The organism is Chryseobacterium sp. 1B4 (genome assembly GCF_036631475.1).
Classification (GTDB): domain Bacteria; phylum Bacteroidota; class Bacteroidia; order Flavobacteriales; family Weeksellaceae; genus Chryseobacterium.
Window position 1 is genome coordinate 397,572 of record NZ_JAPNUF010000007.1, and the last position, 20,330, is coordinate 417,901.

Below are 20,330 nucleotides of genomic sequence, written 5' to 3' on the forward strand. Positions count from 1 at the left end.
TAAAATAAAACTCCTCCCAGCTTTAAATTTAAACATTGAACCTTAATCGTCTGATCCTGAAAGGATAATTTTAAATTTAAAAAGCAAATAAACTCTTTAATTACCGTATTTTTACGGAATTTGCCGGAAATTATTCCTTTTAATGTCAATAAATTAGTATTTTTAAAATAAAATTATTGCCAAAATATTTTTTCAAACTTATGAGATATATTATCTTTACAAGTCATAATCAGAGGAAACACTATGTATGAGAATAATATTGTAGATATGCATTACAATAAGCTGCAGACAGACTTTAAGGCTGAAGCTGTGGCGGTTAATCTCTTGAAATACCACCGTGCGGTAAGCAATATATTCATAGAGCGTGTCGGCGTAAATGACCGTGCATACCTGAAGGATATCAAAAGTATTTCAAGCAGTTATTTAGGATTTGATGAAGAAGTATTTACCATAGAGACTTACAGGGAGGGCATTTATGACTACCTTCCGGAAGGTTTGTTCCATCCGCCGTCTCTTGGAGCTTCCAGAAAAAATGTAGATTCTGTGGTAAGGGAAATCCGCAGGCAGAAAAGAGTGGAAGATGATGCGCGCAAATTTTTCCGTCCTTTTGAACTGGAGGTCTTCTTTACGGAAATCAGTGCCCTGCTAAAGGAATCTGAGTTTGATATTACAAGCGATACAGATTCTTTACTGGAAACGATAAGTGAGCTTTGGCCTCTGATAAAGATGCTGGATAAACAGAATGCATATATCTTTATGCATATTTTACCTTTTTTCATCAGATCAGAGGGGACAAAAGATGGTTTGAAAGATGTATGACCGCTTTTCTGCAGGTACCGGTAAAAGTAACTTTTTCTCCCAATATTATTGATGAAATCGAGAAAAATGACGACTCCATGCTATTAGGAAATTCACGATTGGGAGTTACCTATATTCCCAGCGGTCCTCACATGGACGGACAGCGGAACTGGGTAGTGAACATTGGTCCTATTCCTCATAGAGATATGAAGAGGTATATCCCGGGAAGTCCTTTCAGAAATGTACTTCAGGCTCTTTATGATTATTTTCTTCCGGTAACTGTGGATGTGGAAGAGAATTTTGTTACAGAAAAGGAAGAATATTCCTTCAGTCTTGAAGACGATGAAAGAAATGCCAGCCGCCTAGGATACTCTACATTCCTCTAAATTATTTTACTATATTTACAACTACCAACAAAGTATAAATTCGAAAAGAAAAAAATGGAAATTTCTTCAGTAAAAGGTATTTTTTTAAGGTATATCTTAATGCCTTTAATCGCTATTATTATGATGGTTATACTCGGTGTAATCAGGAGAAATAAACCTGCGATAAAAATTAAAGTAATTATTGTATACGTATTGCTGTGCAGCTTATGTCTGGCTGTTCCTGGCTTTTTCGGATTTGCCGGAAACCTTTTTAATCCGTACTGGTATCTTATTGCACAGGTTATCTACCTTATTTTGGGGATTATTCACGTGAACCTTTTACATAAATATTTCAAAAAACATATTGATTCCCTTGCGATGAGCATTTTGTTTGAGTCTATACTGTCTCTGACATGTATTGCTTTGGGAGGGTATCTTTTTACCCTGATCTTTAAGTGGATGAGTAACGGATTGGGAAATGGAGTAATGGCAGCAACAAGTATGCTGATTTTTGTCGTTCCGATGGTATTTTACTACTGTTACATCCAGTTTATCAGCATTCCTTTTGATATTTACAAGACATGGAGGTATTCTCCGGAGCAGAAACTGCCTGATTTTGAAGGAGCAGATTTTGACAGATTAATGGTATTGAATGTGGAGCTGAGCAAAAAATTAGAGGATACCAACCGCTTCAGAATTAAAGCCAAAACACTTCCGACAGGAGTGACTTTCGGAGATTGGTTCTACAGGGTGGTAGATGATTACAACCATAAGAATCCTGGGTCTGTCATTCATCTTTCAGACGAAGGAAATGAGCCGTATTACTGGATCTTTTACACCAAAAAATCGTTTTTCAGCTTTAGAAAGTATATAGATTTCGACCACGATATTACCACAAACAACATTTCTGAAAATGAAGTGGTGATTTGTAAGCGGGTTATTCAGCATGAAGAGGAAGGAATTGCAAGAAAATCATAAACACAAAAAAATTAAAAAGTATTAAACATGATACAGCCTATTAAACATTTTGCTATCAATTGGGTGGACGGGATGAAAGTTTCCCAGAGACACCTTAATGATCAGGATAACTTCTTAATTGATACCATCAGAGATTCCAATTCCCTTGGAATTACTACATATAATTACGGGCTTTTGCCTATTTCCAACGAATTTACAGACCGTACCATCTTTGATGTCCATAATACGGCAACCAATGATGTACAACTGGTAATCAAGCGATGCAGTGCAGTTACCATGGCCGGCTACCGTATTGAGCTGACAGACAGGAGAATCAGTGTGAAGTCTCTGGCAAAATCAATGAATGAAGAGCAGGCAGATGGTGAGTATTATATTCTGATCTCTGTAAATCCTTTTGATAAAGTACCTTTCGGGGATATTGACCCTGAGGAAATTCCGCCGCGCCATCCAAGTGCACAGCCGAATCATCATATTGAGCTGCTTCCCGTAACATCTTTGAACAGCAGTTATTCAGGAGGAAATTACCTTATTATCGGAAAGGTAGATTTAAAGGGGAATATTGCCCAGGTGGATTCCAACTTTATTCCGCCATGTACTTCTGTACAAAGTCATCCGGCTTTGGTAGATTATTACAGCAGCTATGCAAAGTCTATCGGAAACCTTCAGCAGTATGCCTTTAAAATCATTCAGAAAGCGTCCCATAAGAATCAGAATACAGCTTTGGCACAAAACGTCAAGTTCCTGTGTACAACCATGATCAATACTTTTGGAGATATGTATTTCCAGTTCAGAAATATTACCCCTTGGCAGCCGCCTGTATTTTTGATTGAGTCTTTTGCAAGACTGGCGCTTCATTTATACAACTCAACCCAGCTTCTTGTTCCTGCTGAACTTGAAGAAATGCTGAACTACAGTTTAGAGTGGAGCGAAATTGCCCCTCATACTTTACTGAACCAGCTTTCTATTGTAGCGGAGACCAATTATGACCACCATAACTGTGGTGAGCCGTTGCTTTACATTCAACAGATGCTGAGAAGCCTTGAAACCATTTTCTCTAAGCTGAGCGAGCTTGATTACATCGGTCAGAGAAAAGAAAATATCATTGTTAATGAACAGGAAGTTTCTACCAACACCAATCCTAAGAGAGGCTGGAGTGTTTTAGATTAAATCACTTATCAAAAATAGAGTCCCGGGTGAAAATCCGGGATTTTTTATGTCCTGTATAGAAAAAATTAAAAGTAAATTTGTTATAAGGATTGATAGAAATGAATTTAGAGATTATCAGACAGGAGACTCCGGGGTGTTCGGATAAAATATTTTTAAACAGTGCAGGGGCGTCATTAATGCCTAAGACCGTTACAGATACTACCGTTAAGTTTTTATATGAAGAGCAGGAGTTTGGAGGATACGCTGCTTTCACGCGGAACTCAGATCAGATCAGCAGGTTTTATGAAGAGGCTGCAAAGCTGATCAATACAAAACCTTCCAATATTGCATTTGTAAGCAGTTCTACCGATGGCTATGCCAAAGCGTTGTCCAGTATTGATTTTAAAGAAGGAGATTGTATCATGACGACCAATGATGATTATATATCCAATCAGATTGCTTTTATTTCTCTGCAGAAAAGATACCATATCGAAATCATCAGGGCCGCCAATCTTTCTGACCATGAGCTTGATCTGGAGGATTTTGAAAACTTAATCAGAAAGCATAATCCTAAATTAATTGCAGTCACGCATATTCCTACCAATTCCGGATTAATCCAGAATATAGAAGGAGTAGGGAAGTTGTGTAAGCAATATGATATTCTTTATCTTGTAGATGCCTGCCAGTCTGTAGGGCAGATCGTGGTAGATGTTGAAAAAATCCATTGTGATTTTCTGACAGCAACCGGAAGGAAATTTATGCGCGGACCAAGAGGAACAGGCTTTCTGTATGTTTCCGATAAAGCTTTAGATAAAAATATGTACCCTTTATTTTTAGATAGTATCGGAGCCAGATGGTCTTCCTTTGATGATTTTCAGCTTAATGATACCGCCAGAAGGTTTGAACTTTTTGAAAGACCGTATTCAGCGTTGCTGGGATTTGCAGAAGCTTTGCGTTATGCGAATACGATTGGTATGGATAAGATTGAGCGTTACAATCGTACATTGTCAGGGACTTTAAGGGCTCATCTTCAGAATAGTGGTTTCAGAGTTTTGGATAAAGGGAATAGATTAAGCAGTATTATTGCCTTCTGCCAGCCGGACGGAAAGGTGGAAAAAATTCACAAAATTCTGAGTGATAACAATGTATTTTTTAAGGAAAACCGGAGAGGAGATGCATTAATCGATTTTACTTCTAAAAATGTGGACCATGCGATCCGTTTATCACCTCATTATTTCAATACGATGGAAGAAATTGAAATCGTATCAGAGCTTTTAAAGAGTATCACTCAGTAGCATTCTGTTTTAAATATTGCGGGCCCCGGCATTTGCCGGGGCCCGCAATATTTATTTTTTATTTAAAAGGTCAAGCGTGTGCTCTACATGGCCGCCGCCTTTCCATTCATCATGGCCCGGAATAATCAGGGTTGCCTGTGAATATTTGTTTTTCAGTTTTGTCATGGTTTTCGGCCATTCTGCAACATTGGCTTCTCCGGTGTAGCCAAGATCAGCTGCTGCTTTACTTTTACAAGACAGCCTCCGTCCAGAATTTTATATTTCGGGAACCATACCACTACATTGTCGGCTGTATGTCCTTCACCCAGAAAGTCTACTATAAATTCTTCACCACCGATACGGTAAGGTTTTCCTGTTTTGATAAGTTCGGTAGAGGTAGCTTTTCCCTCTTTTTTTAACAGTTCATTGGTTTTTGCCGTAGCGTAGGTTTTGATTCCTTTGTTATTATAAAAGCTTAAATCTCCGGCTCTGTCTTCATGCGAATGGGTAGCAAATACCGCAATCAAAGGAAGGTTATGGCGTTTCTGAATAGTATCCATCAGGCTTTGGTATTGTGTTTTCTGCCATGGAACATCAAACAGGACAACTCCTTTTTAGTCACCAGATAAACGGCATTGGTAGAATATTCTTTTCCACCGAATACCCCGAAAGTCTTGTAAATATAAAAGTTGGGTTTAATCTGTGGTTCAATCACAAAATCCCGTACCTGAGTGTCCTGAGCGTTTGCCAATGGACTCAGCAACATCGAAATAATAAACAACGGAATGCTTTTTTCATAATTTTTTGGGTAATAATTAATGTTTGTATTTGTCAGAAAAGACAAAGTCTGTAGATTGTTTTGCAAACCTAACTAAAAATAAAGCTTTCGACTTTAAAGAGAAGGAGTTTAACCGTTTTTTAACAGTTTAAGGAATACGGTAAATGCAGATTTGCATAAACATCAAACCTAACAGGTTTTAAAATCTGTTAGGTTTATTTTTTCAGTTTTAACGATTATTTTTTAACGAGTATCTTCTCAGTTGCTTTTTTACTTAAAATTTCAGTCTTACCATCAATTTCTATTGTCATTGACATATCAAAACTTTCGATTTTAATAATTTTTACCTTACTGTTGAGGAGAAGTTTCCTGTCATTCAGGTACGACAGGAAAGCATCATCGGAAAGAGTAACAGATGCAAAAGTTACATTTTCTCCCGGTTCACAGCTGCTTAATTTCTGCAGATCCTGAGCAATGATATTACCATCTTTGTCAGGAATAGGTTCTCCATGAGGGTCGAATTTAGGATGATCCAGAATTTCATCCATTTTATCAAAGAAAATCTGGGAATGCACGTGCTCAAGCTGTTCCGCAATCTCATGAACATTTTCCCATCCGAAATTCATTTTTTAACCAGGAACATTTCAGTAAGCCTGTGCTTACGCACAACAAGGGCAGCTTCCCGTCTTCCTTTTTCTGTAACGATTAATGGTTTGTATGTTTCGTAAATCACCCATTTTTTCTCGGCAAATTTCTTCATCATGTTATTGACACTCGGCATTTTTACATTCAAAAATTTGCTGAGCTCATTAATTGTAACCTTTCCTTCATTGTCAACTAAATGAAACAAAGCTTTCAGGTAATTCTCTTCTGTTAGGGTTGTTCTCAAAATGTTAGATGATTTTCATTACAAATCTAACAAAATAATATTAAATCCATTGTGCTTATAAACCAAAAGTTTATTTGAACTGATCAATACATTTTTTTAAGAAAAATATATTATTGTGACAATTTAATAAGAATAATATTTAAAAGTAGTTATAAATGAGATTTCTACACAAACAATGGAAGGTTTTGATATTTTTACTTTTTGTGTTTTTTGTGAATATTATTTTGATAATTGTGATTATGCATATTTGTTTTTAATGAATATATAATATATGTATGTTTTTTTCATTTTTATGTGATTTATTGGATAATTACCTATCTTAACTCACAAAAATTATAGCAATGAAATTAAAAATTACTTTTCTTTCAATCTGTGCCTCTTTTTTTATAAATGCACAGATATTGAGCCCCAATGGTTTAAGCAGTGATGATCTTCCGGGGGCCACCTTTAAACTCGATATTGATAATTTTAAAAGAAAAGTAAATATTAACAGAAAAAACTCTGAAAAGATTAGCGGTCAATCTATTGTTTTACCACTTATTGATGGTAAGAAAAAGGAGTTTATTCTATCTGAGAATAATCTTTTAAACAGAAAACTTGATAATATTGTCACTTTTGACGGATATTCAAAGGACAGACAGGATAAGATAAAGCTTACCCTTGTTGGAAATGAAATATCTGCAATGATAAAATCAGGAACAGGATATTATATTATTGAACCTTATAAAACTAAAAAGGGAGAATATCGTATTTACAACTCTTTTGAAATGTTTGGTGAAAAATTTACGTGCGGAACTGATGAAAATGATTTTAAAGAAAGTCTGGAGGCTGTAGCCAAAGGTTTGAATGTTCAGAAGTCAGTAACAGGATTTCCTTATGGCAGCTCATTGAAAACTTTCAGGATGGCAGTGGCAACAACCGGTGAATTTACAACTGCTTTAGGGAATCAGGATGCAGCTCTTGGAGAACTGGTTGCAATGATGAACCTTATCAACCAGATATATGAGTCGGAATTATCTATTTCTTTTACATTAATTGATAAAACAACCAATAAAACCCTGATTTTTACTGATGGAGTCACAGATCCTTTTACAATAGACCCATCTTTTGCTTCGGCGGCAAATTCACAATCAGGATTTGACTTGATGAACACGAACGGAACGTTGCCTTATGCAGATTACGATATCGGCCATACCTTTAATATTATGCCGGGAGCCGGAGGAAGTGCTCAGGGGCAAGCCGGGCCACGTCCTTGTACAGCCTCACTTAAAGCAAGAGCCTGGAGCCAGTGGACACTTTCTATGCCGAAATCTTTATCTGCCAACCTGATCGTTCACGAAATGGGACATCAGTTTGGGGCAGGGCATACGTATAATGCTGTTGGAGGGACACCTTCAAGCCCTACATTCTGTACTTTCGGATGGAATTCAGCGGCAGCTACAGAACCTGGCTCAGGATCTACTATAATGGCTTATAAAAATAACTGTACAACTCCTAATGATCAAACCAATACAGGGAATAACGGGTTGAATTATTTTCATGCCAAAAGTATTGATCAGATCTTGAATACCCTTACAGTGTCCTCTACCTGTTATACTTCTGTAGTGGTTAATAATACACCGCCTTCTGCCAATGCAGGGAATACTGCTGTCAGCATTCCAAAAATACGCCTTTTAAACTGAAGGGGATAGGCAGTGATGCTGAAGATATAAACCTTTCATATACCTGGGATCAGGTAGACGTTGCCACTGCTAATGATAAAGGTGCTTTTGGCAGTACTATTAACGGTAGCGGCGGATATACAGCCGTAAACAGTACTACAGCTCCGCTATTCAGATCTGAACAGAGTACAATTACCACAGAACGTTATTTTCCAAAAATGAAATTTGTTCTGAACAATCAGAATAACCCTCCCGTTAATGAAGCGGAAGCGCTTCCTTTGGTAGCAAGAACAATGAAAATGAGATTTACTGTAAGGGATAACAGTGTGGTTTCAGGCGGAGCAGATTCCGATCAGGTGGTGGTAACCGTAACCGATCAGGGACCTTTAGCGGTGACCTATCCTAATTCAAGTATAACAGTGAATGCTGAAACAAGCATAAATGTAACATGGGATGTCAACCAGACCAATGTTCTGAAAAATACTGTAAATATCCTTCTTTCTACTGACGGCGGAGATACTTTCCCATATGTACTTGCATCAAATGTTCCTAATAATGGGACCGCTGCTGTAACTTTACCGTTTGTTCCCTATACAAATAAAGCCAGAATCAAGGTTGTTGCAGTGATCAATGATTATGCTGAATTTTTTGATGTTTCTGATACTAATTTTATTATCAGTTCAAACTGTAATGCTTTCCAAACCATTATGGTGGAAAATCCGAAGGTGATAACAGCAATACAGGGTAGTCCGGAATCAAATCTCAATCTGGTACCTCAGACACCGTCTAATGATATCTATACCGCTAAAACACTGACTTTCGACGCTGCAAATATGAGCCCAAACAGCTGGTATATATTTAATCAGACCCAGACAGCTCCCTATCTGCTTAATTCAAGCTCAAGTATGCTTCCTTTAAAATTCAAGGCAACAGAAACCGGAAGTTATACATTAAGCTATCCTTCTCCAAATGGAGTGGCTGTCACTCTATACAAAGGAAATCAGACAGGAACGGCTAATTTCATGACTTCCAATGCAGTGCATTCCGGAACCGGTACCAGCTTTACCTACTACAGAACATTCACTGTAAACCTTGAAAAAGGAGTGGAGTATTTTATGACTGCAAGAAACCTGAGCAATACTCCTATAGGATCAAGTGTTGTACTTAGCATTAATGGGCCAGGACAGTTTTATGATACTGTAAATGCACCTGTCGGCGTTAGCTTTACCTATGGAGCTATCAATACGGCTACCAATACAATCGCTGCCACAAGTCCAACAGCCAATTTTACGACTTTACCGATAGGCACCTATATTGTACAGGGGATTTCATTTACCGGAGCAGAAAGTGCCTTACTAAACAAGTCTATTGCTGATCTTAATCAAACCAAGGTTTGTTACCAGTTAAGCAGAAACAATATTACTTTAAATATTACATCTGCATTAAGTACCAAAGAGTTTTCCAGAAAGGCTGTTGGCCTGGTTCCGAATCCGGTAAAAGACTTTCTTAAGATATATAGTGATGAGAAAATAACACATTATGAAATTTATGATATTTCAGGAAGGTTAATGGAAAAAAATACGATGGATAATTCAGTCATCAGCTTTACTAAATTCAAGAGCGGTGTTTATATGTTAAAATTATTAAATAATAAAACATTGATCCATCAGTCAAAAGTTATCAAAGAATAACAGATCATTATATATTTAAGGGGGCTATAGCAATATAGCTCTCTTTTTGTATAGTATTTGTATAAGTACAATAATATAGTATCAGGAAGATGAAAAACATTTTAATATTTCTGCTTTTTACACTGTTCTGCAATGCATCCGGCCAATCCCGAAGCTTTACATTTAACTTTAATCCTAAAAAATTTATAAAGGAAAATAAGCTCACTGAAGGCAGGAAAAAAGAAATTTTTTTAATTTATATGATATAAACGGAAAGGAAACAAAATTTATAACAGCAGACAGAACAACAGAAGCATTAAGGAAAGAGCAGGTATACAGTTTTAAAGGGAAATCTGAGGATGGTAAAAAGCTTATTACCTTAACCATTGCCTCAGGAAAACTGACAGGAGCTTATATGGAGAACGGATTATCTTATTTTATTGAACCGCTGGAAAAAACTGCAAAAAGAAATACAGAATATATGCAAGTCCTGAAAAGGGATTTCAGGTAGGGCAGCCTGATGATGTTATCAGGTAAATGTGATATTTGCAGATAGTGTGTTTTTTTAATAGCCAGTTGTTTCATAGGAAGGATTTTCTATTTAATTTTACTCTATGAAATTTTCATTCAAAAACGACTATTCTGAGGGATGCCATCCCGCTATTTTACAAGCCCTTTTACAGTATAATCTTGACCAGCAGGCCGGATATGGCGAAGATGAATATTCTATGAGGGCCAAAGCTTTAATCAGGGAGAAAATCAATAATCAGCATTCGGATATTTATTTTGTTTCCGGAGGTACGCAGGCTAATTTAATTGTTATTTCTTCAATTTTAAAACCTTATCAGTGCGTGATTTCAGCTTCTTCCGGGCATATATTGAATAATGAAACCGGAGCTATTGAAGCCACGGGGCACAAAGTGCTGAGCATTGAAACAGCAGATGGGAAGCTGAGACCGTCGGATATTATTCCTGTGCTGGAAAATCATAGGAATGTGCCGCATCAGGTGATGCCTAAACTGGTTTATATTTCCAATTCTACAGAGCTGGGAACAATTTACCTTGCGAAAGAACTGGAAGAACTTTCTGCTTTCTGCAGGCAGAATAATTTATTCCTGTTTATGGATGGAGCAAGATTGGGTCACGGCCTGACATCTGAAATCAGTGATCTTACATTGGAAAAAGTAGCAGCCTTTACTGATGTTTTTTATCTTGGAGGGACTAAAAACGGAGCTTTGATTGGTGAAGCGATTGTGATTAATAATCCCGTTCTGCAGGAAGATTTTGCTTTTAATATCAAGCAAAAGGGCGCATTGCTGGCAAAAGGAAGACTTTTGGGAATCCAGTTCCTGGAACTGATGAAAGATAACCTGTATTTTGATCTGGCTCAGCACGCCAATCAGCAGGCTATGAAAATCAAGAAAGCATTACAGAAAAAGGGAGCTGCTTTTCTTGCGGATACCTATACCAACCAGATTTTTCCCATCTTACACCATCATCTTATTGAGGTATTGTCTGAGAATTTTGAATTCTATGTCTGGAAAAAAATAGATGAAAATTTTTCTGCGGTTCGTCTTATTACTTCCTGGAGTACAGGGGATGAAGCGGTAAATCGTTTTATTGAAGTTATAGAAACAGAATTAAAATAAAAAAACAGCCTTGAAAGAAGGCTGTTTTTATTTATAATCACTTGTTATTTTAAAGCTTTGCTGACTGTTTTGCAGTCTGCCGTAGTGAGTTTCTGTCCGTCTTTATAGCTGATTTTCTTTTCGTCAGCATATTTGGATTGCCCGTCTTCTTCTTTATGGTCACCAATTCCTTCCGTTAAAGTATTGTCTTTCTGGATGAAGTAAATATCTCTTTTGCTTTTCTTGCCTTCAGAATCGAATTCATAAGTAAGCTTCAGGGTATCTCCTGATTTAAAGCCGGTAACATCTCCTTTTGAACTGTCTTTTTCACTGTTTTTATAAGATAATTTCCCGGTGATCGTTCCTAAATTATCATCAATAGAAGCAAAAACACTGTCTTTTCCCGTAACCCCGATATAACAGAATGATTTTGGACCAAGCGTATCTATTACAGGTTCTTCTGCAGCAATTGTATCTGCTGCTGCTTTGGGAGCCGGTGCTTCAGTTTTTTTATTACAGTTGATTAAAAAAGCTGACACAGCGCCCAATAAGATTAATTTTTTCATATCCTCAATTGTTAAAATCCAATTTTTGTCTTCCAAAAATAGCAATAGTATTTATATATTAAAGAATATTGTTGATAAATAAGAATAATTTTCAATGGGCTTGAACATGATGCATTTTTTTAGGCACGGAAAATGATTTACTTTTTTAAATTGATTTAATGAAAAAGCTGACTAAAGTGTTGGGTCTGGGACTGTTTATTTTAAACTTATATTTTGTGACAGGACAGACCCCTCAGAATTATATTTACACTTCTTCGGGAGACCTGCATGGAATTGAAAAGATGATTACCCGTAAAGATATTGGCGGAGTCCAGATTGTTTATAACTGGAAAGCACTGGAAACCTCGAAAGATGTATATGATTTTTCTGTTATTGAAAAAGATCTCAATTATCTGACGAGCCTCAATAAAAAATTATTTATCCAGCTTCAGGACCGGTTTTTTGAGCCACAGGCACAATATGTTCCTGATTATATATTGAAGGATAAAGAATATAACGGGGGATTGGTACCTCAATATGACAATCCCGGGGAAAATAAACCTACAGGAAGTGGCTGGGTAACCCAGCAATGGAATCCAGCTGTGCGGGAACGGTTTCAGAAGCTGATCACAGAACTGGCGAAGAAGTTTGACGGAAAGATCCAGGGAATTAATCTTCCGGAGACCTCCATCGATATAGAAATGAAAAAGGATAAAACAGGTTTCAGCTGTGACCGTTATTTTCAGGCTGAACTGGAAAATCTGAAATTGGCGAGAAGCGCTTTCCGTCAATCCCATGTTTTGCAGTATGTTAATTTCTTTCCCTGTGAATGGGAAAATGACCATCAATACATGTCCAGGCTGTTTGATTTTGCTTACCAAAATAATATAGGATTGGGCGGACCTGATATTGTTCCGGATAAAAACGCACAGATGAAAAATTCTTATCCTTTTTTCAATCAATACAAAGGAAAGCTTTCTTTGGTAGCTATGGCAGTTCAGGAGCCGACCTTAACGTATACAAACCCGAAAACCCAAAAACCTTTTACCAAAGAAGAATTTACAGAATATGCTGAAAACTATTTGGGCGTAAAAATTATATTCTGGAGTGTGGAATCTCCCTGGCTGAGAGATTCCTGATTGTTCTGATGAAAAGCTGGGCCAATTCTCTGCCTATACTTTTAATATGCCTCTGAATCCTCTCGCAGCATAATAAGAATCTGCACCATTGTGATACATAAATACGGTATTGTACCGTCTGTCGCAGAAAACAGCCCCTCCAAGTTCACGGATTTGTGGCGGTGTTTTGATCCAGCTTGAAGTCTTTTGGTCAAATTTTCCCAATTCCTGAAGATGACGGTATTGTTCCTCTGTCAAAATCTCAATACCCATTTCTTTAGCGGTGTCTACGGCATTGCTTTCCGGTTTATTGGCTTTTCTGGCGTTCCAGGCCTGATAATCATAGCACAGGCTTCTGCGTTTTGGGCTTTCCGGGGAACAGTCTACGAAAGAATATTCATCTGTTTTTTTATTGTAATCTACAACGTCCGGTTCGCCTTCAGTAATTTCCATTTCGTATAAAGACCTGATTTTTTCGGGACTGGCTTCCAATTTTTGCTGGATGTTATCCCATTTCAGGTCTTTATGACGGTTCATATTTTTTTCAAAACGGATTTTTAATGTTTTTAACAGCTCGTTGATGTGTTCCGGGGTTAGTTTCTTTTTCATGTCAAATTTTGTTTTGTAGTGTTGTTGGAAATCGCAAAGACACAAGTTTTGTTAATGAGGACTGTTGAAGGCGCAAAGATTTTATCTTCGATAAAATTTCTTTCTTTTTCACCTTAAGTATGATTACTCAATGATAGTGATTTTCCTTTCTGCAGGTCTGAAGTACCAGGAAACAATGACCAGTACTAATAATAACACTGCCGGAAAAGTTCTGCCGGCTGTATCACCAACGATAAGATGGGAAATGACAGCGCCGGACATCACGAAGAAAAATCCCGCATAAGCCCATTCTTTTAAGAGCAGCCGTTTAGGAATTAAAATCGCAATAACACCAAGTATTTTCCATACCCCAATGATGGTCATCAGGTAAGAAGGATAGCCGAGATTGGTAAAATTGGCCAGTTCATCTTTGTTTTTTATTAACTGGACAATGGCCGTTGAAACCATTCCCAGAGCCATCCAGAGGGTGAATATCCAATAGATGATTTTTGTTCTTTTTGTTGAGGGTTGTGGTGTGTTCATGATCTGTTTTTTTATAGTTAGTCATTTAATCCTATTCCGTCCATGATTTGTGGGATGCATTTTTCAATGCGGGTTTCACGGGTTTTGGACTGTTTGGCAGAGGAGAAGTAGAGCAGGTAAGCCCTTTGCCTTCCGGGAGTTAATGCTTTGAAAGCTTCCTGTAATGCAGGATCTTGATCCAGCTTCTCCTGAAACTCTTCAGCCATTTCAAACTCTTTTGTTTTCTTCATTTCCACTTTAGCGCCTGATTCTTCTATTTCAACAGCTTCAAACATATACTGGCGAAGAATGTCTTCCAGATCATTAATTTGTTCCACATCGGTAAAGCGGATCTGTCTTGCAGCCTGCACATTTTCAGTCTGCTGAATCAGGATATGGTCCGGATCTTTCATCAAGGCACCTTTAAAGAAGAGCAGCGCACAATATTCCTTAAAACCGTGGATCAGGAAAATGTTTTTCCCTTCATAGGTATAGCAGGGGCAGCCCCATTTTAAATCTTCTACCAGTTCGGTGCTTAGGGCGATTGTTCTTAACTTTTCAAATTCTTCTTTCCACTGTGTGGCTTTTTCGAAGAAAAATTCACTTTTGGATTCATTGTGTGGTATGTTTGAGGGTTTGAGGGTTTGAGGGTATTAGAGTGGGAGAGTTCTGAGTTATTCAGGGTAGTATATAAACCTCAAACCCCGTATCTCGTATCGTTTCTCATCTCTTCGTACATTATCTGCTTCCTGTAATCTGCTACCTGCTGCCTAATATCTCCTGCAAACGGTTATGCGCCATATTAATTCCCTGGGCAAATGGCATTTTCAGGTGCTGGTCTCTGAAATCTACAGATTTATAAATCGTCTGGATGGTAATTGTACTGGTGGTATCTGTTAATTTTTCAAATGTTAAAAACTCGATCTGAACGGGAAAAGGAGTGTTTTCCATCTGAAAAGTTCTTATAATTTTCTCATTCTGAACAAGGTCATGAATGGTTCCGTTCGCACTGAAAACCACATCGCCCTGAGGATTTAAGGTTTCAAAACGGTAACCTCCGTGCTGCTTGTTTTCGAATTTGGTTACTTTCGTTCCCATCCATTGCTCGAAAAGTTCAGCTTCTGTATAGGCTTTGAAAAGCAGTTCTACAGGAAGGTCAAATTCTCTGGTGATGAAGATTTCCTGTTTTCCGTCTTCTGCGTGAATTTTTGTTTTAAGTTCCATATTTTAAGTTTGGTGTTTAAGTTTGAGGGTTTGAGGGTTCGGGTGCTGGATCCGGGTTTTTGTGTTTACGAGGTTCGGAGTAAGAAATTCGAGGTATTTTAGATTTTAAATTGCAATTCATTTATCCAATCCATCTCGGAACTTTGAACCCCGAAACACATATCTCCCACCTCGCATCACACCTCTTTATTCTGATACGCTTTCATCACACTTTCCAGCTTGTTGAATTTCTCATCCCACATTTTGCGGAAAGGTTCTATAAAATCGGCTATTTCTTTCATTTTATTGGGATTAAGGTGATAGATAATTTCTCTGCCGTTTTGTTCAGATCTCAGCAGTTCGCATTCTGTAAGGATCTGGAGATGCTTTGAAACGGTAGGTCTTGCCGTATCAAAATTGGAAGCAATGGCTCCCGCCGTCATCGACTGTGCCGCCACCAACATCAATATAGACCGTCTCGTAGGATCTGCTATCGCCTGAAATACATCTCTTCTTAAATTCATCGTGTAGTTATTTGACTACAAATATATGTGTAGTTATTTAGCTACGCAAGTTTTTTATTGAAAAATTTTGATTAAATAATTAAAACCTGCCTATTAAAAGAAAAATGGAGAACTTAAAATTCTCCATTCTATTTAAATAATGCTTGATTATATAGTTTCTGTAAAATAGTTTTATTTAATTTTTCTCAATCAACCTCTCCAATTTCTCAATCATCTCCTTCTGCTGCTGAAGCATACGCTCATAAAGTTCTACCATTTTATCAAGAGGATTGAAAGTACAATGAAAATTAGCTTGTCCACCATCAGTAAAGGTATTGGCAACAGCACTATCGTGGAAAGTATTAGCAATAATATTGATCGCTGATTCCTCATCAAAATTCTCAATCGCTTCCGCAGGAACTTTCAAAATCTTCGCTACCTGTGCCAGAATATCAGAATCTACGGTTTCTTTTTGTTCCAGAAGGGAGATTTTCTTCTGGTTCCAGTCGTCACCCAGTTCAAAAGCTAAGGCTTCCTGTTTGATGCCCAGCATTTCGCGGAAACGCTTTATATTTCTACCCTGATGTATTTTTTTATTTTGCATATCTGTGTAACTCATAATAACAAATATAAAGCTTTAGAACAAAAAAATAATGCTCTGTTTTAAAATAAATACTATTCTAAAATATCCTTCTTTATGAATAAAATATCCTTTATCCGGATGGTTTATCTTTCTTATTATACCTTGATTTGTAAAAAAATAACAAAGATGAAAAGAAAAAGAAGAATGAACAGCAGCAAATATAATGAGCTGCACAGCCGTAACCTTACGGTTTTCCTCAAATCGTTTTCAAGGGCGTATGGCAAAATAGTATACTTCCCGGAAATAAGAATAGCAGGGAAGTGGGTAGAGCAATGTGGTTTTCAGGCGGGAGATAAAATATTGGTTACCGTAAGCAGAAACCAGATTATTTTAGAAAGGGAGATGAATTATGAGTGAGTGTATTTTTTCAAACCATTAAGGAGGCTTAAGTTTTTAAGAACTATTAGGGGTCAAGTAAATCTAAATGCAGATACGCTGAATGAATGTCTTTAGATATTCTCTTACTATTCTTAATTTCTAAATAACTTCTTAATGGTTTAAAAAATATTTTGCTTTTTGATGTAAGTTTTAGATCTGTGATGACTATTGTTTTATAAAAACGCCGATGTATTTTCCGCTGTATTCCACAACAGTAGTGGAGATATTCATTTTATTACAAAAATCCTGATACGCGGAGTTGTCACCAATATCATCACTGATAAAGACTGCACCGGGCCTCAATCTTTTATAAATCTGATGATAAGCCCACATTCTTCCGTAGTAGCTTTTATCAGAATCATAGTGGAAGACATCAAAAAAGGAAACTTCTTTGAAAATTTTAGGTAAAGATTCTCTGTCTGCAAAACGGAACAGCTTCCAATATTTTTTAAGGTTTTCCGGGACAACATATCCTACATACTGATCGCCATCCTGGGCAAGATAAGGCATATCTGAACTGTACAATGTGCCGTTTCTTTTTTGAAGCGAAAGCAGTATTGCTAAAGAAGACCATCCATAGGCTACACCTGTTTCAAGAACGTTTTGTGCTTTGGTAAATTCACATGCATAATATATAAGCTCTAATGCACCGGGACCCCCATTTTAATAGGGCATTCTTTTTCTTTTGAATCGGCTTTTTCCAGAATATCAGCATATATTTGTCTGAAACCGTCAGTATCCATAGAAAACAATCTGGACACGGCCTCTTTTTGAGAAACTGCTATTGATGCGGCCCAGGCATTGGTTTTTAATTTTCCTCTAAACGGACTTCTCCGGTTGAATGTATTCTTAATAATCTTTCTGCCCAGTTCAGGATAAAGAGCAGGTCTTTTAAGATAAGCTACAAATGTTTTAAGAACTGTTGACATTTCGTTATTATGTTAAATTGTTTAAGACAAATATAATTTTTTTAATTCATATTGTATTGAGATAATATGAATTTTGAAATTAAATCTGTTTAAATTTTTTTAATAATACGATTTACGGTTATTATTTTTTCAACGCAAAGTTTTTATAGTTGAGATGCTTTATTTTAGGGAGCTAAGAATAGGCAAGCTTGCTTGCCTGATGGAACGGGAAGAATAGTTTCGGCCGCCAAAGGCGGCCGAACACACAAGATTAAATCCTTCTCTTATATTTAATTGGAATTTTTTGTTTTTTCTTTACAAAAATGTCTGTCCAAAAATATATGAAGTACGGTCATAAAAATGGAAATACTTTTCTGCTTTTTCATTAGGGTAGGAATTTTCTCTTTATTAACACACTAAAAAGTGTGTTGTTTGATGATTGCAAATGTATAAAATAATTGTATAAACAGAAAGGTAAATTGATGAAATTATTCTAATAAAGTTTAATGGTTTGTTGCTGTCAATGGATTATGATGATTCTGTAGAGATATAACTGAAAAGCTTTACTCAGGAAATTGCCTTATCTTTGAGGATCTGATGTTTTCAAAACTAATCAATATATCATAGATGAAATTTCTACTGGACCTTTTATTTCGTGTTTTACAGCTTTTTACAGAACCTTATTTCTTGCTATTTCTTGTGATCGTGCTCATTGCTCTGATGAAAAAAATAGTAAACATAGAAAACTGAGAATGGGAATGGGCATATTTGCCGTTTTGGTGGTCATTTTTATAGGAAATGGTTTTCTGGGCAAACTGATTTCAGGATATCTGCAGAAAGGCTACCTCAATGTTTCTGAAGTCAGGAATACTACTTCTCCGCATCCCGTTATTGTTGTATTGGGCGGAGGGGTTGTAGATATAGACCATATAGAAAAGCTGCATACAATGTCTTATTCAAGAATGGTAACGGCCTACCAGCTGTATCATGCATACAAAACAGATCATAAATCCTGTAAAATATTAATTTCAGGAAAGGGAAGAGGGAGTATCAGTGAAGCGGAATTATTTCGGGAGAATTTTAAAAGAATGGGAGTGGCAGATACTGACATTATTAAGGAAGATAAAAGCATGAACACGTATGAGAACGCAAAATATTCCAGCGGGATTTTGAAGCAGATGGCTCCTTCCAGTATAGATCTGGTGACCTCTGGCTTTCATATGAAAAGATCTGTTTCTCTGTTTCAGACATTTGGATTACATCCTGTCCCGAACGCATCAGATTTTATTGATACTGAAATTACGCTGATTCCTAATAGCTACAATGCTGCTTTTACTTTTGTCATGCTTAAAGAGGTCCTGGGAATATGGCAGGTGCAGTTGTATAACAGTTTGGGATTGAATGGATAACAACCTGAAATTATAAAACCGGGCACTTAAATAACTTTTAGTGTCCGGTTTTGTTTAAAAACAGTCTGGTAATTAAAACTGATTGACTTTTTTTTAATGGAAAACCTGTGTTTTGCAACATGTTGTATATCAGTAAATTATAATAAATTAATAGGAAAGGCCAAATAAAGCCCTGTTTTTCAAACCAGTAACTATGCTATCTGACTGAAAATAGAGTGGATATATGGGCAAAAATGCTTTCAGGTCTAACATCTGAAAATATGGGTTAAAAGCTACATAAAAAATACATTAAACTTGTGTCCATCAGGATCCGCAAATACAAAACCATAATAATTTTCCCCAAAACTTTCAGGTTCTGAGACGATGGTTCCGCCTGCTTTTTTGACTTCATTGGCCCAACTGTTTACCTGTTCTTTACTTTCTGCAGAAAGGGTAAATATGATTTCGTTGGAGTTTTGCGGATCTCCAAAGTTCATGGTATTTAAATTTCTTTCGATGATTTTTTTAAGAAAAAGTGGATGACGAATTCATTTTCTCCGAAAAAAAGCTGACCAGTTCATTGGAACTGTGCGGATTATTAGGCTTGAATCCCAGTTCTGTATAAAATTTCTGTGTGCGTTCAAGGTCGGTTACAGCCAGATTGGCCCAGATCATTTTAGGTTTCATATTATTTATATTTTGGTTAGGATAAAGATATTATGTTTAGCTATCATACAAACTGTCATGTGGCAAGATTTTGTATTTTTAAGATGTAAATGAAAAATTATGGAAAATACTCTTCAGGAATTAGATATTCATCTCAAAAGAATAAGACCTGATTTTTACAATAGCTTACAGGATTCATCCGGGGAAAATGCTATAAATAAACTGGAAGAGAAATATAATATACGGATTCCTCAGGATTTGAAGACATTATATCTGTGGAAAAACGAGCAGGAGAGTAGCTCTTATGATGCCTTTGTGAACAATTCTATTTTTATGCCGTTGGAGCAGGCGCTGGATACTGCTCAGGAACTTACCTCAATGATTGGGACAGATTTTGACCTCGAAAACTGGTGGAGCCGCCATTGGATTCCGATCTTTCATAATGGTGGCGGAAGCTATATCTGTTATGACTCAGAAGGAACTTTTACCGGGAATAAAGGTCAGATTCTTGAATTCTGGAACCGGGACGCCGACAGAAATGTAATTGCTTCCAGCCTTGAAAACTTTTTAAGAAAGCTCAACGATTATTATAAAGGATTATCTGCAGATCATACAGATGAATTTTTTACTGTGGAGAAAGAAAATGGTTATCCTTTAAATTTCCCGTTATTGTGATTTAAC

At 36.9% G+C, this 20,330-nt stretch carries 24 protein-coding genes and 2 pseudogenes; 12 read left to right on the top strand and 14 right to left on the bottom strand.

The window, feature by feature from the left end; translation table 11 throughout:
• The first annotated feature begins 243 nt into the window (after positions 1 to 243).
• The 5 genes from OWR28_RS11255 (at position 244) to OWR28_RS11275 (ending at position 4,582) form a co-directional block, all read left to right on the top strand.
• Positions 244 to 819: a hypothetical protein gene (locus OWR28_RS11255; protein WP_332386674.1), complete on the top strand. Its 576-nt coding sequence runs from the start codon at positions 244 to 246 to the stop codon at positions 817 to 819.
• The gene (locus OWR28_RS11260) at positions 816 to 1,184 is read left to right on the top strand and encodes a type VI secretion system baseplate subunit TssG (protein ID WP_332386675.1); all 369 of its coding nucleotides are present in this window, start codon (positions 816 to 818) and stop codon (positions 1,182 to 1,184) included. The genes OWR28_RS11255 and OWR28_RS11260 overlap by 4 nt, the downstream gene beginning before the upstream one ends.
• Before the next feature lie 54 nt (positions 1,185 to 1,238).
• Positions 1,239 to 2,141: a TssN family type VI secretion system protein gene (locus OWR28_RS11265; RefSeq protein WP_332386676.1), complete on the top strand. Its 903-nt coding sequence runs from the start codon at positions 1,239 to 1,241 to the stop codon at positions 2,139 to 2,141.
• A gap of 27 nt (positions 2,142 to 2,168) precedes the next feature.
• Positions 2,169 to 3,308, top strand: coding sequence for a hypothetical protein (locus OWR28_RS11270; RefSeq protein ID WP_002979280.1), 1,140 nt, complete (start codon positions 2,169 to 2,171; stop codon positions 3,306 to 3,308).
• 98 nt (positions 3,309 to 3,406) lie between these two features.
• Positions 3,407 to 4,582: an aminotransferase class V-fold PLP-dependent enzyme gene (locus OWR28_RS11275; RefSeq protein ID WP_332386677.1), complete on the top strand. Its 1,176-nt coding sequence runs from the start codon at positions 3,407 to 3,409 to the stop codon at positions 4,580 to 4,582.
• 51 nt (positions 4,583 to 4,633) lie between these two features.
• Here OWR28_RS11275 and blaIND read toward each other — a convergent pair.
• Positions 4,634 to 5,327 (bottom strand): annotated as a pseudogene (blaIND, locus tag OWR28_RS11280) (IND family subclass B1 metallo-beta-lactamase).
• A gap of 248 nt (positions 5,328 to 5,575) precedes the next feature.
• Positions 5,576 to 6,228: pseudogene (locus OWR28_RS11285) on the bottom strand (metal-dependent transcriptional regulator).
• A gap of 341 nt (positions 6,229 to 6,569) precedes the next feature.
• Between OWR28_RS11285 and OWR28_RS11290 the strand changes: the two are divergent.
• Entirely contained in the window at positions 6,570 to 7,910 is a 1,341-nt protein-coding gene (locus OWR28_RS11290) for a reprolysin-like metallopeptidase (protein WP_332386678.1), read from the top strand.
• 49 nt (positions 7,911 to 7,959) lie between these two features.
• On the opposite strand, the gene OWR28_RS11295 is transcribed toward OWR28_RS11290, so the two are convergent.
• On the bottom strand, positions 7,960 to 8,088 hold the full coding sequence (locus OWR28_RS11295; protein WP_332386679.1) for a hypothetical protein: 129 nt from the start codon (positions 8,086 to 8,088) through the stop codon (positions 7,960 to 7,962).
• A gap of 19 nt (positions 8,089 to 8,107) precedes the next feature.
• Here OWR28_RS11295 and OWR28_RS11300 point away from each other — a divergent pair, with 19 nt between their 5' ends.
• The gene (locus OWR28_RS11300) at positions 8,108 to 9,580 is read left to right on the top strand and encodes a T9SS type A sorting domain-containing protein (protein WP_332386680.1); all 1,473 of its coding nucleotides are present in this window, start codon (positions 8,108 to 8,110) and stop codon (positions 9,578 to 9,580) included.
• 593 nt (positions 9,581 to 10,173) lie between these two features.
• Positions 10,174 to 11,208 carry an aminotransferase class V-fold PLP-dependent enzyme gene (locus tag OWR28_RS11305; protein ID WP_332386681.1) on the top strand — a complete coding sequence of 345 codons (1,035 nt, stop codon included), beginning with the start codon at positions 10,174 to 10,176 and terminating at the stop codon, positions 11,206 to 11,208.
• A 44-nt stretch (positions 11,209 to 11,252) separates the two neighbouring features.
• On the opposite strand, the gene OWR28_RS11310 is transcribed toward OWR28_RS11305, so the two are convergent.
• Positions 11,253 to 11,753, bottom strand: coding sequence for a hypothetical protein (locus OWR28_RS11310; RefSeq protein ID WP_332386682.1), 501 nt, complete (start codon positions 11,751 to 11,753; stop codon positions 11,253 to 11,255).
• Between the two features lie 158 nt (positions 11,754 to 11,911).
• Here OWR28_RS11310 and OWR28_RS11315 point away from each other — a divergent pair, with 158 nt between their 5' ends.
• Positions 11,912 to 12,871: a hypothetical protein gene (locus OWR28_RS11315; protein ID WP_332386683.1), complete on the top strand. Its 960-nt coding sequence runs from the start codon at positions 11,912 to 11,914 to the stop codon at positions 12,869 to 12,871.
• 33 nt (positions 12,872 to 12,904) lie between these two features.
• Here the strand turns inward: OWR28_RS11315 and OWR28_RS11320 are convergent, their stop codons facing one another.
• The 6 genes from OWR28_RS11320 to OWR28_RS11345 form a co-directional block, all read right to left on the bottom strand.
• Positions 12,905 to 13,459 (bottom strand): DUF4256 domain-containing protein, encoded by a 555-nt coding sequence (locus tag OWR28_RS11320; RefSeq protein ID WP_332386684.1) that lies wholly within the window; start codon positions 13,457 to 13,459, stop codon positions 12,905 to 12,907.
• A gap of 123 nt (positions 13,460 to 13,582) precedes the next feature.
• A complete protein-coding gene (locus OWR28_RS11325) occupies positions 13,583 to 13,981 on the bottom strand; it encodes a DoxX family protein (protein WP_332386685.1) in 399 nt (132 codons plus the stop codon).
• A gap of 17 nt (positions 13,982 to 13,998) precedes the next feature.
• Positions 13,999 to 14,586: a DUF1801 domain-containing protein gene (locus tag OWR28_RS11330; protein ID WP_332387447.1), complete on the bottom strand. Its 588-nt coding sequence runs from the start codon at positions 14,584 to 14,586 to the stop codon at positions 13,999 to 14,001.
• A 133-nt stretch (positions 14,587 to 14,719) separates the two neighbouring features.
• Positions 14,720 to 15,184 carry an SRPBCC domain-containing protein gene (locus tag OWR28_RS11335; RefSeq protein WP_332386686.1) on the bottom strand — a complete coding sequence of 155 codons (465 nt, stop codon included), beginning with the start codon at positions 15,182 to 15,184 and terminating at the stop codon, positions 14,720 to 14,722.
• A 176-nt stretch (positions 15,185 to 15,360) separates the two neighbouring features.
• On the bottom strand, positions 15,361 to 15,687 hold the full coding sequence (locus OWR28_RS11340; RefSeq protein WP_332386687.1) for a metalloregulator ArsR/SmtB family transcription factor: 327 nt from the start codon (positions 15,685 to 15,687) through the stop codon (positions 15,361 to 15,363).
• Between the two features lie 175 nt (positions 15,688 to 15,862).
• Positions 15,863 to 16,285 (bottom strand): helix-turn-helix transcriptional regulator, encoded by a 423-nt coding sequence (locus tag OWR28_RS11345; RefSeq protein WP_332386688.1) that lies wholly within the window; start codon positions 16,283 to 16,285, stop codon positions 15,863 to 15,865.
• Between the two features lie 150 nt (positions 16,286 to 16,435).
• Here OWR28_RS11345 and OWR28_RS11350 point away from each other — a divergent pair, with 150 nt between their 5' ends.
• On the top strand, positions 16,436 to 16,666 hold the full coding sequence (locus tag OWR28_RS11350; RefSeq protein ID WP_332386689.1) for a SymE family type I addiction module toxin: 231 nt from the start codon (positions 16,436 to 16,438) through the stop codon (positions 16,664 to 16,666).
• 186 nt (positions 16,667 to 16,852) lie between these two features.
• On the opposite strand, the gene OWR28_RS11355 is transcribed toward OWR28_RS11350, so the two are convergent.
• A complete protein-coding gene (locus OWR28_RS11355; protein WP_332387448.1) occupies positions 16,853 to 17,323 on the bottom strand; it encodes a class I SAM-dependent methyltransferase in 471 nt (156 codons plus the stop codon).
• Positions 17,324 to 17,328: 5 nt separating this feature from the next.
• A complete protein-coding gene (locus tag OWR28_RS11360) occupies positions 17,329 to 17,616 on the bottom strand; it encodes a hypothetical protein (protein WP_332386690.1) in 288 nt (95 codons plus the stop codon).
• 731 nt (positions 17,617 to 18,347) lie between these two features.
• Here OWR28_RS11360 and OWR28_RS11365 point away from each other — a divergent pair.
• Positions 18,348 to 19,004, top strand: coding sequence for a YdcF family protein (locus OWR28_RS11365; protein WP_332386691.1), 657 nt, complete (start codon positions 18,348 to 18,350; stop codon positions 19,002 to 19,004).
• 272 nt (positions 19,005 to 19,276) lie between these two features.
• Here the strand turns inward: OWR28_RS11365 and OWR28_RS11370 are convergent, their stop codons facing one another.
• Together OWR28_RS11370 and OWR28_RS11375 are read right to left on the bottom strand one after the other, a co-directional pair.
• On the bottom strand, positions 19,277 to 19,480 hold the full coding sequence (locus tag OWR28_RS11370) for a VOC family protein (protein WP_332386692.1): 204 nt from the start codon (positions 19,478 to 19,480) through the stop codon (positions 19,277 to 19,279).
• A gap of 28 nt (positions 19,481 to 19,508) precedes the next feature.
• Entirely contained in the window at positions 19,509 to 19,670 is a 162-nt protein-coding gene (locus OWR28_RS11375; RefSeq protein ID WP_332386693.1) for a hypothetical protein, read from the bottom strand.
• 99 nt (positions 19,671 to 19,769) lie between these two features.
• Here OWR28_RS11375 and OWR28_RS11380 point away from each other — a divergent pair, with 99 nt between their 5' ends.
• On the top strand, positions 19,770 to 20,324 hold the full coding sequence (locus tag OWR28_RS11380) for an SMI1/KNR4 family protein (protein WP_332386694.1): 555 nt from the start codon (positions 19,770 to 19,772) through the stop codon (positions 20,322 to 20,324).
• Positions 20,325 to 20,330 lie beyond the last annotated feature (6 nt).

Bases quoted from the DNA above. Each gene is read 5' to 3' on its own strand.
- OWR28_RS11255 (WP_332386674.1), top strand. From the start codon at position 244: ATGTATGAGAATAATATTGTAGATATGCATTACAATAAGCTGCAGACA.
- OWR28_RS11260 (WP_332386675.1), top strand. From the start codon at position 816: ATGACCGCTTTTCTGCAGGTACCGGTAAAAGTAACTTTTTCTCCCAAT.
- OWR28_RS11265 (WP_332386676.1), top strand. From the start codon at position 1,239: ATGGAAATTTCTTCAGTAAAAGGTATTTTTTTAAGGTATATCTTAATG.
- OWR28_RS11270 (WP_002979280.1), top strand. From the start codon at position 2,169: ATGATACAGCCTATTAAACATTTTGCTATCAATTGGGTGGACGGGATG.
- OWR28_RS11275 (WP_332386677.1), top strand. From the start codon at position 3,407: ATGAATTTAGAGATTATCAGACAGGAGACTCCGGGGTGTTCGGATAAA.
- OWR28_RS11290 (WP_332386678.1), top strand. From the start codon at position 6,570: ATGAAATTAAAAATTACTTTTCTTTCAATCTGTGCCTCTTTTTTTATA.
- OWR28_RS11300 (WP_332386680.1), top strand. From the start codon at position 8,108: ATGAAATTTGTTCTGAACAATCAGAATAACCCTCCCGTTAATGAAGCG.
- OWR28_RS11305 (WP_332386681.1), top strand. From the start codon at position 10,174: ATGAAATTTTCATTCAAAAACGACTATTCTGAGGGATGCCATCCCGCT.
- OWR28_RS11310 (WP_332386682.1), bottom strand. From the start codon at position 11,753: ATGAAAAAATTAATCTTATTGGGCGCTGTGTCAGCTTTTTTAATCAAC.
- OWR28_RS11315 (WP_332386683.1), top strand. From the start codon at position 11,912: ATGAAAAAGCTGACTAAAGTGTTGGGTCTGGGACTGTTTATTTTAAAC.
- OWR28_RS11320 (WP_332386684.1), bottom strand. From the start codon at position 13,459: ATGAAAAAGAAACTAACCCCGGAACACATCAACGAGCTGTTAAAAACA.
- OWR28_RS11325 (WP_332386685.1), bottom strand. From the start codon at position 13,981: ATGAACACACCACAACCCTCAACAAAAAGAACAAAAATCATCTATTGG.
- OWR28_RS11335 (WP_332386686.1), bottom strand. From the start codon at position 15,184: ATGGAACTTAAAACAAAAATTCACGCAGAAGACGGAAAACAGGAAATC.
- OWR28_RS11340 (WP_332386687.1), bottom strand. From the start codon at position 15,687: ATGAATTTAAGAAGAGATGTATTTCAGGCGATAGCAGATCCTACGAGA.
- OWR28_RS11345 (WP_332386688.1), bottom strand. From the start codon at position 16,285: ATGAGTTACACAGATATGCAAAATAAAAAAATACATCAGGGTAGAAAT.
- OWR28_RS11350 (WP_332386689.1), top strand. From the start codon at position 16,436: ATGAAAAGAAAAAGAAGAATGAACAGCAGCAAATATAATGAGCTGCAC.
- OWR28_RS11360 (WP_332386690.1), bottom strand. From the start codon at position 17,616: ATGTCAACAGTTCTTAAAACATTTGTAGCTTATCTTAAAAGACCTGCT.
- OWR28_RS11365 (WP_332386691.1), top strand. From the start codon at position 18,348: ATGGGAATGGGCATATTTGCCGTTTTGGTGGTCATTTTTATAGGAAAT.
- OWR28_RS11370 (WP_332386692.1), bottom strand. From the start codon at position 19,480: ATGAACTTTGGAGATCCGCAAAACTCCAACGAAATCATATTTACCCTT.
- OWR28_RS11375 (WP_332386693.1), bottom strand. From the start codon at position 19,670: ATGAAACCTAAAATGATCTGGGCCAATCTGGCTGTAACCGACCTTGAA.
- OWR28_RS11380 (WP_332386694.1), top strand. From the start codon at position 19,770: ATGGAAAATACTCTTCAGGAATTAGATATTCATCTCAAAAGAATAAGA.